Origin of the sequence: Acinetobacter sp. SWAC5 (assembly GCF_003419885.1) — a bacterium.
Lineage (GTDB): Bacteria > Pseudomonadota > Gammaproteobacteria > Pseudomonadales > Moraxellaceae > Acinetobacter > Acinetobacter cumulans.
Window position 1 is genome coordinate 115,038 of record NZ_QUWR01000004.1, and the last position, 12,682, is coordinate 127,719.

The following is a 12,682-nucleotide window of genomic DNA, read 5'->3' on the forward strand; positions in this document are numbered from 1 at the left end:
TATGCAGCGTTTTGCAGTGGGAATTGAGTTTAATGGTTCACAATATCGTGGCTGGCAAACTCAACAGGCAGGTGTGATTAGCCTCCAAGAAACCATTGAAAAAGTACTCAGCACAGTCGCAAATGAGCCAATCGCACTGCATGGTGCAGGACGTACGGATGCAGGTGTACATGCCACCAATATGGTTGCCCATTTTGATACCCATGCAGTACGTAGCATTCATGGCTGGATTCGTGGCTGTAACAGCCAACTTCCCAAAGACATTTCAATTCAATGGGTGCAAGAAATGGACATGGACTTCCATGCCCGATTTAAAGCACAAGCACGCCGCTATCGCTATGTCGTCTATAACCATCCTGTACGTCCTGCTTTACTACATAAGCAAGTCACCCACATACATGCACCACTAGATGTTGCCAGCATGATCCTGGCTGCCAGCAAGTTTGAAGGCACGCATAATTTTGAAAGTTTTCGTGCTGCTGCCTGCCAATCAAATCAGCCAGTTCGTACCGTCAGTCACTGTCGTTTAATTCAACATGGATGCTATTTGGTCTTAGACATTCAAGCGGATGGCTTCTTACACCACATGGTCCGTAACATTATGGGCTGTTTGTTAGAAGTGGGCCAAGGCATGTATGGCATCGATCATATCGATACAATTTTTGCTGCCGAAGATCGTTCAGCGGCAGGCGTGACTGCACCGCCCGACGGTTTGTATTTCATTCATGCAGATTATCCTGAGCAGTTTCAGCTTCCTACAGCGCCACTTGGCCCACATTGGCTCAACATGCCTGAATAATATGTACTTTTTACTGGTTCTGCCCTTAAAAGAAGTAAAAAATGCTGTCCAAAAATCCATTTGCACGAGTTTATTGAGTGGGTACACCATATAAAAAATCCCTCCATTCAGGAGGGATTTCATGCGTTGTTTTTAAGATTTAACGTTGCTTACGCTTACGATATTCCACTGGGGTTTCGTTAGTCCAACGCTTAAATGCGCGGTAAAAGGTACTTGGCTCCGAAAAGCCGGTTAAGTACACAATTCGCTCAACACTTTCATTGGTATTGGCCAAGAGTTTTTTCGCTAAACGACAACGGTAATCCGACAAAATCTGCTGAAAGCTAGTATTGGCCTCTGAAAGCTGGGTACGTAAACGACGTGGCGTAATATTTAGCTGTGCAGCCACGGTTTCTAAGGTTGTTTCACCGCTTTCTAAGGTTGAACCAATAGCACGACGTACCTCACCTACCAAATCATAGCGCGCAAGTTCTTGCAGTTTTTCGATCGCAAGTTGTTCATGTAACTGTAAAAGCTCAGGTTCAGCTTGCCACAGTTGATAATCTAAAATAGCAGGGTCAAAATATAATCGTGTTTCTTTTTGCCCTAAGCTCACTGGGCATTCATAAACACGGAAATATTCATCATCCGGCGCGCCCTGACTAAAATTAAAGTCGATATAAATGGGCTGGAAACGCCCTTCAGTAATAAACTTAAAAAAGCGCAATACACCCGACATCGCACATTCAGAAAAATGACGATTAACGATATTTTCTGCCCAAGGCTGATGACCATTGGTTAAATAGCAACGATCATCCTCTATGACCAGTTTGGCATGAAAAGCATCACTAATTAAGCGCTGATAGGCCAATGCACGCTTGAGACCTTCACCAAAATTTTCTGATGAAATAAACAGGTGCTCAATCACCTGCCCGCGGTACAAAGGAAGGTGTTCACCCAGATGTAAACCAATATCTGGATCTTTGCTGACTTCTTCAGCTGCCACCCAAAACGCGTACTGCGCACTTAAAGGTGTACGATCATTGGCTTCAACCTGCTTCAGTGCAACACCAGCTTTGGTTAAAATATCTTCCGTCGGCAAACCCGCACGACGAATCGCTTGGTAGCCCAACCGCAATACTACGGATGCATCAGTTAGCTGACCCACTCAAGAACCTTCCTTGTATGTACTTCATTTATACTCAAATGCTTAATTTTAGATTAACTGTGATTGACCAAACTGACAACTATTCTACAAACATTTTTGTTGAAAAAGTTTAACCGCACTGTTCGCTTATTTTACTTGCATCTGATTATTCTGACGGCCGTTTCATCTTGTTTTATGCAAAAAAATTGACTATAATTTGCGCCTTGCTAATTTATTCATTCAGGTAGGCTATGGCCAATAAAGAGGAACTCATCGAGTTCGAAGGCGTTGTCACCGAGACGCTTCCTAATACTATGTTCCGTGTACGTTTAGAAAACGGTCATGAAGTGATTGCTCACATCTCTGGTAAAATGCGTAAACACTATATTCGTATTTTGACTGGCGACAGTGTTAAAGTAGAAATGACACCTTATGATTTGACTAAGGGTCGTATCACTTATCGTGCACGATAAGTTTTAGCGAAGCAGAAAAAGCCACATTACATGTGGCTTTTTTTATGCAATCGATAGAATAACCCGTATATCAAGCAGACTTAGTTCAAAGCACTGCTTTTACAGCCAATAGTCTTGCATTCACGTAAGCGCTCTAACAACCAATGATTACGCTCCTGTGTGGTTTCTAGACGGCAATTCACATTGACGCCTGTATCCGTCGTACAGTTTGCATCACGCTCACGAATCCATTGCAGTTGAGAACGCTTTAGCGTAGTTTTTTGCTTGTCTGATAACTTAGCCCGCAAAGCCTGATAATTCTTATTTAATTCAGCATCGGCACTGGCATAGACTTTATTGGTGCAATAGATATCATCGTAGGTATTACGCGCACTGTCGCAATTGTCTGCATTGGCATAGCTGGTCAGAAGCAATACGCCAAGCAATAAGATCTTTTTCATTTTATTCATCCAAAATCATTGTTTTTATCTTATGGAATTCACCTACACGCCATTTTTAAATCGCTTGTAAGATGCCTATTCATTTTAAAACATGCCCACAATACGGCGTAAGAAAAAAATTGTATCTTCATTCCACTTCAAGCATCGTGACTCATTCAAATTAACCGTTTATCAAATCACTACATAGTTATTGTGTTCAACTCCATACACTGGTTTGCAATTAGTCAGCATGAGATATGCTTATGAATTTTAAAATGACCTTAGGCCAATGTGCGCTTGCCTCTGTGCTTTTTGGCTGTGCCAGTACCCCTGTGATGAATGCGACTGAGCGAGAAAAATACTTAGCACAATTTGTGGGTCAAAGTAGCAGCTATATTCAAAGCCATTTAGACTTAGCCAAACTTGGCTATCAAAATGCCACTGCCCCATTCGTACAGCAAAATACATTAAGTTATACCGTGATTCGGCCGATTAGCATTCCTATTCCAATGGCACAGAATCCTGCCTTAGGTGCAGGTGCCGGGACTGCAGTGCCTATTCCAACACAAAGCTATGATGCAAGTCTTCAATGCGAAATTCGTTTTCAACTGCAAAACCAAATTGCGACTGCGGTACAACTCAGCGGACGTACCTGTTAATTGGTATTAAACGCCCTACTCACCCCCAATGATGTCCATAAAAAAACCGAGTCTGTAGACTCGGTTTTTTAAGATCAATAGAACTTAGTTCAATGCAGCTACAACTGCTTGACCCATTTCTACTGTACCCACTTTATTCATGCCTTCAGACATGATATCTGCTGTACGTAAGCCTTGATCCAATACCGAGCCTACTGCATCTTCAATGGCTTTTGCTGCAGCTTCTTCACGGAATGTATAACGAAGTAACATGGCTACAGACAAAATAGTTGCCAATGGGTTTGCAAGGTTTTGACCAGCGATGTCTGGTGCAGAACCGTGGCAAGGCTCGTACATACCTTTGCCGTTTTCATCCAAAGATGCAGATGGCAACATGCCGATAGAACCCGTTAACATCGCAGCCTCATCAGACAAGATGTCGCCGAATAAGTTAGAGGTTACAATCACGTCAAATTGTTTTGGTGCACGTACCAATTGCATTGCTGCATTGTCTACATACATGTGTGACAAGTTAATTTCTGGATACTGCTCTTCTTTCAATGCAGTCACTGTTTGTTTCCAAAGTTCAGTCACTTCAAGTACGTTGGCTTTATCTACAGAACATACTTTACCACCACGTAAGCCAGCCAATTCAAAGGCTACTTTTGCAATGCGCTTGATTTCAGACTCTGCATATATATCAGTGTTGAAACCTTGCTTCTCACCATTTTCTAATTCACGGATACCGCGTGGCTGACCAAAGTAGATACCGCCAGTTAATTCGCGAACAATTAGAATGTCCAAGCCAGCTACGATTTCAGGCTTCAGGCTTGAAGCATCCGCCAATTGCGGATACAAGATCGCTGGGCGCAAGTTTGCAAAAAGGTTAAGTTCGCTACGTAGTTTTAATAAACCGCGCTCAGGACGAATTGAACGTTCAATCGTATCCCATTTAGGACCACCTACCGCACCAAGCAGTAAAGCATCTGCTTTTTTGGCTTGTTCAGATGTCACTTCTGGGTAAGGTGAACCATGCGCATCAATTGCCGCACCACCTAATAGACCTTCTTCCCAAGTCAAACCTAAATTGAATTTTTCATTCACTCGGGTAAGCACTTGTTCTGCAGCTTTTACAATTTCAGGACCAATGCCGTCACCCGGTAAAATCAAGATATGTTTTGACATGAGTTTTTCCATTTTATGTGCCAATTATACGTGGCAATTGATTACAATTTTTTCTCTACAAACTCACCAAGCCCCGTCAGGACATTGTAGGGTTTGCAAAAACGTCGAATAGTTTTCTGTTCCATTTTCAAATCTACACACAAAGGATCTGGCGCGGAGGCCTCTAACAAGCTCGCTTTGTGTTTGGTTCGATCACGGTACATCGTTAAGGTATAATTCGCTTTGGGTTTAAACGCATGAATCACGTGTAAACGCTCAGCTTTGTCAGGCGATATCGGGTAAAACCGAACAACTACTTCATGCTGTACAGGGGTCACAGAAAGATAAAGCGCATTCGGCTCTTTCAACGATTTTCCCTGTATACGCACAATACCCGCCTTGATTGCTTCACGCTCAAGTTCATTATGCTCTTTCATAATGAAGGTCTGATCTAAACGCTCAAACTGACAGCTTTCTGTACCTGCACAATAAATATGTGCATTATTTTGCGTACTTGCAGATTCTTTTATATTTTGAACCTGTATTACCTGAACGCTTTGGCAAGCGCTCAACGATCCAATTATCGTGAGCCCTACTGCCATGTGTGTGAGTAACTTTTCCATGTCTGAACCCAGTATAAATCTGACATTTGTATATTGTTATGCCTAGATATTAGCAAGAGTTCGGCATGGTGACTATGCATTCGTCACTTCAATTGTTAAGCTTTTACGTCTGCAAATACCCAAGGGCGTGATGCTTTGGTTTTAGCTTCATAAGCTTTGATATCATCAGCAGCTTGTAAAGTTAAGCCAATATCATCCAAACCATTCAATAAGCAATGCTTACGGAACGGATCAACTTCAAATTTAAAGCTTTCGCCATTTGGCGTACGTACTTCTTGCGCTTCTAAATCAATCGTTAACTGATAGCCTTCCGATGCAGCACATTCTTTAAATAACTGATCGACAATCTCTTCAGACAAGATCACTGGCAACATGCCATTTTTAAAGCTGTTATTAAAGAAAATATCTGCATAGCTTGGTGCAATCACCGTACGGAAACCATACTCTTCCAATGCCCAAGGCGCATGCTCACGGCTCGAGCCACAACCAAAGTTCGCACGTGAAATTAATATGCTTGCACCTTGGTAGCGTGCTTTGTTCAATTCGAAATCTGGGTTAATCGGTCGTTTTGAAATGTCTTGACCTAAATAACCTTCGTCTAAATAGCGCAATTCATCAAATAAGTTTGCACCAAAGCCAGTACGCTTAATCGATTTTAAAAACTGTTTTGGAATGATTAAATCTGTATCGACATTGGCACGGTCTAAGGGTGCAACGATACCTTGTTCAACGGTATATTTTTTCATGCTGTTTGCTCCTATTAGCCCAAATTAGAACGAACGTACGTCAACAAAGTGACCCGCGATTGCAGCTGCTGCCGCCATTGCTGGACTCACCAAGTGGGTACGACCGCCATTACCTTGACGACCTTCAAAATTACGGTTTGAGGTTGATGCACAATGTTCACCTGGCTGCAATTTATCTGCATTCATTGCCAAGCACATTGAACAGCCTGGTTCACGCCATTCAAAGCCAGCTTCGATTAAGATTTTATCCAAGCCTTCAGCTTCCGCTTGCGCTTTTACCAAACCTGAACCCGGAACAACCATCGCTTGTTTGATTGTGCCCGCAACTTTTTTGCCTTTGGCAACTTCAGCGGCCGCACGGATATCTTCAATACGTGAGTTAGTACAAGAACCGATAAATACGCGGTCTAATTGAATATCAGCCAATGCCTGACCTGCATTTAAACCCATATAGCTATAAGCGCGTGTCCAGTCATTACGCTGCACGTCATCTTTAGCTTGATCTAAAGTTGGAACAGCTTGAGAGACAGGAATCACCATCTCAGGAGAAGTTCCCCAAGATACTTGCGGCTCAATCTCTTCACCTTGCAATACAACCACTGTATCGAAGTGTGCGCCTTCATCAGAGACCAAAGTATTCCAATATTCTACTGCTGCATCCCACTGCTCGCCTTTCGGTGCATAAGGACGGTCTTTTACATACTCAATGGTTTTTTCATCGACAGCGACCATACCAACACGCGCACCGCCTTCGATTGCCATGTTGCATACAGTCATACGGCCTTCAATCGACATATCACGGAAAACTTGACCGCCAAATTCAATTGCGTGACCTGTACCGCCCGCAGTACCAATTTTACCAATGATGGCTAAAACCACATCTTTTGGTGTTACGCCTTGACCTAATTTACCGTCAACACGCACCAACATGTTTTTCATTTTCTTTTGAACTAAACATTGGGTTGCCAATACATGTTCAACTTCCGATGTACCAATACCGTGCGCCAAGCAGCCAAATGCGCCATGTGTCGCAGTATGCGAGTCACCGCAAACAACTGTCATGCCCGGTAAAGTCAAACCTTGTTCAGGACCAACCACGTGAGCAATACCTTGACGTACGTCATTGATGTCAAACTGCGCAACATTAAAAGTTTTACAGTTGTCATCCAAAGTTTGTACTTGGATACGTGAAGTATCATCTTCGATACCCGCAATACCTTCAGCACGTTCCTTAGTAGAAGTCGGTACGTTGTGGTCAGGTGTCGCAATATTTGCACTTAAACGCCAAGGCTGACGACCTGCAAGTTGCAAACCTTCAAATGCCTGTGGAGAGGTTACTTCATGCAATAAATGACGGTCGATATACAGTAATGAAGAGCCATCATCTCGTTGTTTTACTAGATGGTCATCCCACAATTTGTCATACAATGTTTTTGCTTTTTGGGTTTCGCCTGCCATGTCGATTTGCTCCACTGGACTGGGTAAATTCTTTCATTAACTTCGATTATAACCACGTAATCACATAAATCTAATTTATCATTTTTATTAGTTTGTAAACTTTTTGGAATTGTTTTATTCGCTAATTTCACGCTTAAAATCGCTCAAAAATAAATCTAATTTTCCGATCGAAAAATATCAAAAAATCACTTTTACAAAGTAAATGAGAATCAGTATTATTTGCATATACCAAGCGAACACACTTTTTAAAGGAACATCATCATGGCGAATATTCAACAATTTGTAGAAAACAATCAACGTATGTTTAAAAAGACCTTAAGCTATTACATCATGCACATTACCGTTGCCATGATTGTCGGTTATGTTGTGACAGGTAGCTTATGGATGGCCATTACTTTAAGTTTAGTTGAACCTACAGTTCAAGCAGTTGCATATTTCTTCCATGAGCGTATTTGGGATAAAAAATCCGCTGTTGACAATCAGGAAGCGAGCGCCCAAGTCTAGTGTGATTGCAAATCACTTTGCTTGATGTTGTTCACGACCACCTACGGGTGGTTTTTCTATTGAAAACGATTTAAATCGACTACTGCGAATTTGTTTTCGAAACAATATTTTGTATCAAACCAATTTAGTGCTTTTGCTAAACCTAAGATAAGACTAAGAGTAAATATCTTAAATCTTCTTCTACTTGATACACAAAGGTCCGATATTTTTTAAACCACGAATCCAGTCATCCAATGCCATCTATTTACGTCCGCATATCCTGCTAGCGTTTGACTTTTGACATGTAAATTTGGGTTAAAATATAACAAGTGATTTTTTCTTAAAGCAATGCATGAAGCATTCCCTATAGATGCTTCATTTGACAAATAAATTATTCGTTCATCACCACAACTGATGTTCTCAATGTTCAGCAATGCTTCAACAATTTTCCCTGAATAGGGATTGGGTGGTGTTTGGTCGCAACTTTCTGTACATAATCACGTCGAATTGACCATGTCACTACACCTTGCTCGAGCCTCTGTATTTTCGTGATTTATCCACCGATCACCCTAAAATGATTATTCATTGATTTCATTTCTATTTTTGCCAATTGGATAAGTTTATAGCAAACAATTACACATTTCCTTTGATTTATTCTAATTTTTTCTAAATAATAAAAGTAAGCATAAATTTTCTTTATGGGTGATTAATATGAATCTTGCTGCATTCGAAGCCTTTGTCAAAGTCATGGAAACAGGCTCTATTTCTTTGGCTGCAGATCAACTGTTTATTACCCAGCCTGCGGTGACCAAGCGAATTCATAGCTTAGAAGAATATTTTGGTGTAAAGCTGTTTGAATCGGCTGGTCGTGGTGTACAAGCAACGCATGCCGCACATTCACTGTTACCTAAAGTTAAAAACTGGCTCAATGAATTGGGAGATATTCACCATACATTAAGCCATGAACAAGGCCAGATTCAGGGCAAGCTCAAAATTGGTACCAGTCATCATATTGGCTTACATCATTTACCTAACCATTTACGTAATTATGTACAAGCCTACCCAGATGTGACTTTAGATGTGCATTTTGTCGATTCAGAACAAGCACATGAAAAAGTACTGGCAGGTGATTTAGAACTGGCCTTTTTAACCTTACCTCCACAAGGTGATGAGCGTCTAAAATATGTCAATATTTGGCAAGACCCATTGGTGTTTGTGGCTGCGCCATTTCATCCTCTTGCACAGCAAAGCCATTTAACCCTTGAAGATTTAATCCAATATCCAAGCTTGCTTCCTGCTGCGCAAACTTATACCACCCAAATCACATTGGCTGAGTTTGAAAAGCAAGGGATTAAACCTAAAATCACCATGAGTAATAATCCCTTAGAATCTATTCGGATGTTGGCATCGATTGGTTTAGGTTGGTCTGTACTTCCAAAAACCATGATTAACCAAGACTTAAAGCAACTCGATATTGATTTGGTCATGCACCGTCAATTGGGCATGGTTTGGCATCCTGGCCGTACACAATCTAAAGCCGCTGAAGCTTTGGTGTCGCTCATGAAGCAACATTTGGCTTAAGCCCACTTATTGCATCAGTTATGTAGCAAACAAACTTTTACACATTAAAAAACGGCCTAGGCCGTTTTTTAATGTTTGTTTGAATGAATCATTGGCTTTATGCAAAATGTGCAATAAAGACAGCAACAAAGATAAAAGCCAACAACACCCAAGCAAGACCTAAATTGGTACCACCCGCTTGCTCAAGTGCCTGATTTAAATCACTGGCTGATAACTGACGACGCACTTTGGCAATTTTTTGTTCGGCAAATTTTTTATACAGACTGTTTCCGACTAAACCTAAGCTCACCGACACCGCTATTCCAACGCCTTTGGCTTCAAATTTAAACATATTTTCGAGTATGCTTAACGTCACTAATAACGCGACGACCAGCGTACCATAGCCATACATTTTGCGATAAAACAACCAAATCACACCAAAGACAAATGCGCCCCAATTGATTCCCGCAACATGTTTCGTTGCAGTTAATTGCGAAAATGCCTTTTGATAATAATGCTGATATTTTTCTTCACCTACGAAACATTGCATGAGTTGTTCATCGTGATAACTCAGTGCCGTTCTATGGCTTAAGGGAGGGGGTAAAACACTGGCTTCTTCATTCATCTCATTGTCCTTATTCTTATATTTTAGTTATCGCATTTGCTATACAACACACATCAAATCATCAATGTGATGTAAAAATTATTCAAAAGAAAAAGCCTCTGTACAAGTAAAACCCGACAGAGGCAAATACAAATTTTAGGGACTTTACCAATACCAACTGAGTACTTAAACTGAATCCTCATGTAAAGACTCATTTAACTGATCGACAATGATGGCCCACTCACCATCTGAGGCTATTTTTTCGGCCAAAAATTGACGTTGCCCCTCATTCCAATAATCAGCTTGTGTAATTTTAGTGTGCGCATTGAGTTGATGGGTCGCAATAAACAAAGCTATCGCTTGTTCGCTTGAATCTAAGCCCAACTGTTCAAATAAGTGGGTCATTCTTGGTCGTACACTCATCTTGTTCTCCTTATTTTACCCAATCAAAATATCAATTATGCTGTCATTAAGGATATAACATGGAACGTCCAAGCACTCAATTTAAACTGCGCTTATTGTCACCCACTGATTGAGAATACATACATATTCAATACGCCATGTGCTTCAGTCATTTAGCATATCAATACTGTAAAAAAGGTGTCGTTAGCATGTAGCCCACAACCATTTGTATACCTAACCATAAAATCGGTTGGCTCCACGATGTGCCCCCAGACTCTGCAAAAACCTGCGGACTGTACTTTGGCTGATGTTGATAGTCATGGACTTTTTCTTGTGCAAAACGCGCATATAAATCTGACCCGATAAAGCCATAAACCACATGTGGCAATACAGAAATACCCAACAAAATTGGCCACGGAAGCCCAATAACAGCCCCAAGCATGCCGAGAAAAAACAATATCGACAGCAATAAAAAAAACTGTGCGTACATTTTGCGGTAAAGCAACCAATAGGCCCCAAACAACAAACCGCCCCAATTAAAGGATGTAGGATTTTGCAGTGCTTGTACATACGCACTTACACGAGGGCCAACAAACATTTCAAACAATGTGGCTGTAGAAACAGAGCTTGCACTCGATGTATGGGCTTCAGACTGATGCGTCAATTTAAAAGTCACTCTTGATCATTGGATAATGTGTCCATGTAGGCAAAACCACTTCAAGCAAAGCAATGTATTGAAGGCACTGCTTTACTTAAATGACGGTTTTCGATGTCGTGTGATGTGTATTCAACACCACTTTAAAAAAGCATGAGGGTCTTTAAATTGACCAATCTTGAATTTCCCAACCCTGCTCTTTAGCCAAAGCTTCAAGGCGGTCATCAGGATTTACCGCAATTGCATGATCTGCATATTCCAATAAAAAACGGTCGTTAATTGAATCTGAATATGCCCAAGACTCTGTCACATCACGCCCTTGTAGCCATTGATCTAAGCGCGCCAACTTGCCTTGTTGATAACATGGAATATTGGTCACTTTACCAGTGTATTTTCCGTCTTTCACTTCTGCATTGGTGGCAATGACCTCTTGAATGCCAAATTCATGAAAAATAGGCGCAGTAATAAAATCAGATGTCGCTGTAATGCCCACCAGTTGATGACCCATTTCTTGATGTTTTTGAATGGCTTTAAAACCCTCAGGGCGCATTTGAGGACGAATCACTTTTTGCATAAATAACTGATGTAATTCTGTTAAATAGGCATTGTCATGCTGTGTTAAAAATTCAAATACAAATTCGTTATAGGCAATCGGATCAAGCTGACCTTTTTTATAATCTTCATAAAATTTGTCATTCATCGCGCGATGATGAATTGGATCTACCAAGCCCTCATTCACCAAAAACTCCCCCCAAGAATGGTCAGAATCTGTATTTAATAAGGTGTGATCAAGATCAAAGAGCGCCAATTTCATGAAAATACTCGTAAAAGCTGAAATTTAAGAAAAAAATTGTAAATCTATCTCCGCTAGTCGATAGAAATTCGTTAAGATCATAGCAATTTTAACATTTTTACACTTTGCTTTTTTCGAGCTGGATTAAAAATTCATGATCCCCGAAGGCAAAGATATAAATTACACAATATTTAGGTAGCCAAATGATCGACTCAGAAGGTTTCCGACCGAATGTCGGGATCATTTTGGCAAACGATTTTGGACAGGTTTTATGGGCAAAGCGCATTGGTCACAATGCTTGGCAATTTCCGCAAGGAGGTATTCAGCATGGTGAAACCCCTGAAGAGGCACTCTTTCGTGAACTCCGCGAAGAAGTAGGCTTATTGCCCGAACACGTCGAAATTATTGCGCAGACTAAAGGGTGGCTGCGCTACCGTTTGCCAAACCGTTATATACGCATGGACTCAGATCCAGTATGTATTGGTCAAAAACAGAAATGGTTTTTGCTGAAGCTGACGGCTTCTGTCAAAAACATTCAACTGGATTTGTCTGATCCACCTGAATTTGATCAATGGCAGTGGGTAAGTTATTGGTATCCACTGGGACAAGTGGTCAATTTTAAGCGCGATGTATACCGCAAAGCGATGGTGGAACTATGCAATCAGTTGCCCCAAAAAATATAAAAAATCGCAACACATTGCAGATTTTTCAGAGAACTATTGATATAAATTAAATGTCA

General features: G+C 41.0%; 16 protein-coding genes. 6 read left to right on the forward strand and 10 right to left on the reverse strand.

The genetic code is table 11. The features are described from left to right. Position 1: 1 nt before the first annotated feature. A complete protein-coding gene (gene truA, locus DYI81_RS04395) occupies positions 2-799 on the forward strand; it encodes a tRNA pseudouridine(38-40) synthase TruA (RefSeq protein ID WP_117006824.1) in 798 nt (265 codons plus the stop codon). A gap of 139 nt (positions 800-938) precedes the next feature. On the opposite strand, the gene DYI81_RS04400 is transcribed toward truA, so the two are convergent. Beyond that, positions 939-1,946, reverse strand: a complete 1,008-nt coding sequence (locus DYI81_RS04400; RefSeq protein WP_117006825.1) for an AraC family transcriptional regulator — start codon at positions 1,944-1,946, stop codon at positions 939-941. A 230-nt stretch (positions 1,947-2,176) separates the two neighbouring features. Here DYI81_RS04400 and infA point away from each other — a divergent pair, with 230 nt between their 5' ends. Continuing rightward, positions 2,177-2,398, forward strand: a complete 222-nt coding sequence (gene infA, locus DYI81_RS04405) for a translation initiation factor IF-1 (RefSeq protein WP_001284370.1) — start codon at positions 2,177-2,179, stop codon at positions 2,396-2,398. 80 nt (positions 2,399-2,478) lie between these two features. Here the strand turns inward: infA and DYI81_RS04410 are convergent, their stop codons facing one another. Further along, positions 2,479-2,838: a lysozyme inhibitor LprI family protein gene (locus DYI81_RS04410; RefSeq protein ID WP_117006826.1), complete on the reverse strand. Its 360-nt coding sequence runs from the start codon at positions 2,836-2,838 to the stop codon at positions 2,479-2,481. Between the two features lie 242 nt (positions 2,839-3,080). Between DYI81_RS04410 and DYI81_RS04415 the strand changes: the two genes are divergently transcribed. Continuing rightward, positions 3,081-3,476 carry a hypothetical protein gene (locus DYI81_RS04415; RefSeq protein ID WP_117006827.1) on the forward strand — a complete coding sequence of 132 codons (396 nt, stop codon included), beginning with the start codon at positions 3,081-3,083 and terminating at the stop codon, positions 3,474-3,476. Positions 3,477-3,560: 84 nt separating this feature from the next. Here the strand turns inward: DYI81_RS04415 and leuB are convergent, their stop codons facing one another. From leuB to leuC, 4 genes are all read right to left on the reverse strand, one after another. Further along, a complete protein-coding gene (gene leuB, locus DYI81_RS04420; protein WP_117006864.1) occupies positions 3,561-4,640 on the reverse strand; it encodes a 3-isopropylmalate dehydrogenase in 1,080 nt (359 codons plus the stop codon). Positions 4,641-4,681: 41 nt separating this feature from the next. Beyond that, positions 4,682-5,242 (reverse strand): hypothetical protein, encoded by a 561-nt coding sequence (locus DYI81_RS04425; RefSeq protein ID WP_117006828.1) that lies wholly within the window; start codon positions 5,240-5,242, stop codon positions 4,682-4,684. Positions 5,243-5,337: 95 nt separating this feature from the next. Continuing rightward, a complete protein-coding gene (leuD, locus tag DYI81_RS04430; RefSeq protein WP_106985381.1) occupies positions 5,338-5,988 on the reverse strand; it encodes a 3-isopropylmalate dehydratase small subunit in 651 nt (216 codons plus the stop codon). Positions 5,989-6,012: 24 nt separating this feature from the next. Continuing rightward, positions 6,013-7,446: a 3-isopropylmalate dehydratase large subunit gene (gene leuC / locus DYI81_RS04435; RefSeq protein ID WP_117006829.1), complete on the reverse strand. Its 1,434-nt coding sequence runs from the start codon at positions 7,444-7,446 to the stop codon at positions 6,013-6,015. A gap of 261 nt (positions 7,447-7,707) precedes the next feature. On the opposite strand from leuC, the gene DYI81_RS04440 reads away from it, so the two are divergent. Together DYI81_RS04440 and DYI81_RS04445 are read left to right on the forward strand one after the other, a co-directional pair. Further along, positions 7,708-7,950 (forward strand): DUF2061 domain-containing protein, encoded by a 243-nt coding sequence (locus tag DYI81_RS04440; RefSeq protein ID WP_106985379.1) that lies wholly within the window; start codon positions 7,708-7,710, stop codon positions 7,948-7,950. 690 nt (positions 7,951-8,640) lie between these two features. Beyond that, entirely contained in the window at positions 8,641-9,510 is an 870-nt protein-coding gene (locus tag DYI81_RS04445; protein ID WP_106985378.1) for a LysR family transcriptional regulator, read from the forward strand. A 97-nt stretch (positions 9,511-9,607) separates the two neighbouring features. Here the strand turns inward: DYI81_RS04445 and DYI81_RS04450 are convergent, their stop codons facing one another. From DYI81_RS04450 to DYI81_RS04465, 4 genes are all read right to left on the reverse strand, one after another. After that, positions 9,608-10,114, reverse strand: a complete 507-nt coding sequence (locus DYI81_RS04450; RefSeq protein WP_117006830.1) for a DUF2628 domain-containing protein — start codon at positions 10,112-10,114, stop codon at positions 9,608-9,610. Between the two features lie 165 nt (positions 10,115-10,279). Beyond that, a complete protein-coding gene (locus tag DYI81_RS04455) occupies positions 10,280-10,516 on the reverse strand; it encodes a DUF2789 family protein (RefSeq protein WP_106985376.1) in 237 nt (78 codons plus the stop codon). Between the two features lie 160 nt (positions 10,517-10,676). Further along, positions 10,677-11,171: a DUF2628 domain-containing protein gene (locus DYI81_RS04460; protein WP_117006831.1), complete on the reverse strand. Its 495-nt coding sequence runs from the start codon at positions 11,169-11,171 to the stop codon at positions 10,677-10,679. 142 nt (positions 11,172-11,313) lie between these two features. Continuing rightward, positions 11,314-11,964 carry an HAD family hydrolase gene (locus DYI81_RS04465; protein ID WP_106985374.1) on the reverse strand — a complete coding sequence of 217 codons (651 nt, stop codon included), beginning with the start codon at positions 11,962-11,964 and terminating at the stop codon, positions 11,314-11,316. A gap of 182 nt (positions 11,965-12,146) precedes the next feature. Here DYI81_RS04465 and DYI81_RS04470 point away from each other — a divergent pair, with 182 nt between their 5' ends. Next, a complete protein-coding gene (locus tag DYI81_RS04470; protein WP_106985373.1) occupies positions 12,147-12,626 on the forward strand; it encodes an RNA pyrophosphohydrolase in 480 nt (159 codons plus the stop codon). Positions 12,627-12,682: the final 56 nt, after the last annotated feature.

What these genes read in the sequence shown, in the direction of transcription:
- truA (WP_117006824.1), top strand. Translation starts at nt 2, where the DNA reads ATGCAGCGTTTTGCAGTGGGAATTGAGTTTAATGGTTCACAATATCGT.
- infA (WP_001284370.1), top strand. Translation starts at nt 2,177, where the DNA reads ATGGCCAATAAAGAGGAACTCATCGAGTTCGAAGGCGTTGTCACCGAG.
- DYI81_RS04410 (WP_117006826.1), bottom strand. Translation starts at nt 2,838, where the DNA reads ATGAAAAAGATCTTATTGCTTGGCGTATTGCTTCTGACCAGCTATGCC.
- DYI81_RS04415 (WP_117006827.1), top strand. Translation starts at nt 3,081, where the DNA reads ATGAATTTTAAAATGACCTTAGGCCAATGTGCGCTTGCCTCTGTGCTT.
- leuB (WP_117006864.1), bottom strand. Translation starts at nt 4,640, where the DNA reads ATGTCAAAACATATCTTGATTTTACCGGGTGACGGCATTGGTCCTGAA.
- DYI81_RS04425 (WP_117006828.1), bottom strand. Translation starts at nt 5,242, where the DNA reads ATGGAAAAGTTACTCACACACATGGCAGTAGGGCTCACGATAATTGGA.
- leuD (WP_106985381.1), bottom strand. Translation starts at nt 5,988, where the DNA reads ATGAAAAAATATACCGTTGAACAAGGTATCGTTGCACCCTTAGACCGT.
- leuC (WP_117006829.1), bottom strand. Translation starts at nt 7,446, where the DNA reads ATGGCAGGCGAAACCCAAAAAGCAAAAACATTGTATGACAAATTGTGG.
- DYI81_RS04440 (WP_106985379.1), top strand. Translation starts at nt 7,708, where the DNA reads ATGGCGAATATTCAACAATTTGTAGAAAACAATCAACGTATGTTTAAA.
- DYI81_RS04445 (WP_106985378.1), top strand. Translation starts at nt 8,641, where the DNA reads ATGAATCTTGCTGCATTCGAAGCCTTTGTCAAAGTCATGGAAACAGGC.
- DYI81_RS04450 (WP_117006830.1), bottom strand. Translation starts at nt 10,114, where the DNA reads ATGAATGAAGAAGCCAGTGTTTTACCCCCTCCCTTAAGCCATAGAACG.
- DYI81_RS04455 (WP_106985376.1), bottom strand. Translation starts at nt 10,516, where the DNA reads ATGAGTGTACGACCAAGAATGACCCACTTATTTGAACAGTTGGGCTTA.
- DYI81_RS04465 (WP_106985374.1), bottom strand. Translation starts at nt 11,964, where the DNA reads ATGAAATTGGCGCTCTTTGATCTTGATCACACCTTATTAAATACAGAT.
- DYI81_RS04470 (WP_106985373.1), top strand. Translation starts at nt 12,147, where the DNA reads ATGATCGACTCAGAAGGTTTCCGACCGAATGTCGGGATCATTTTGGCA.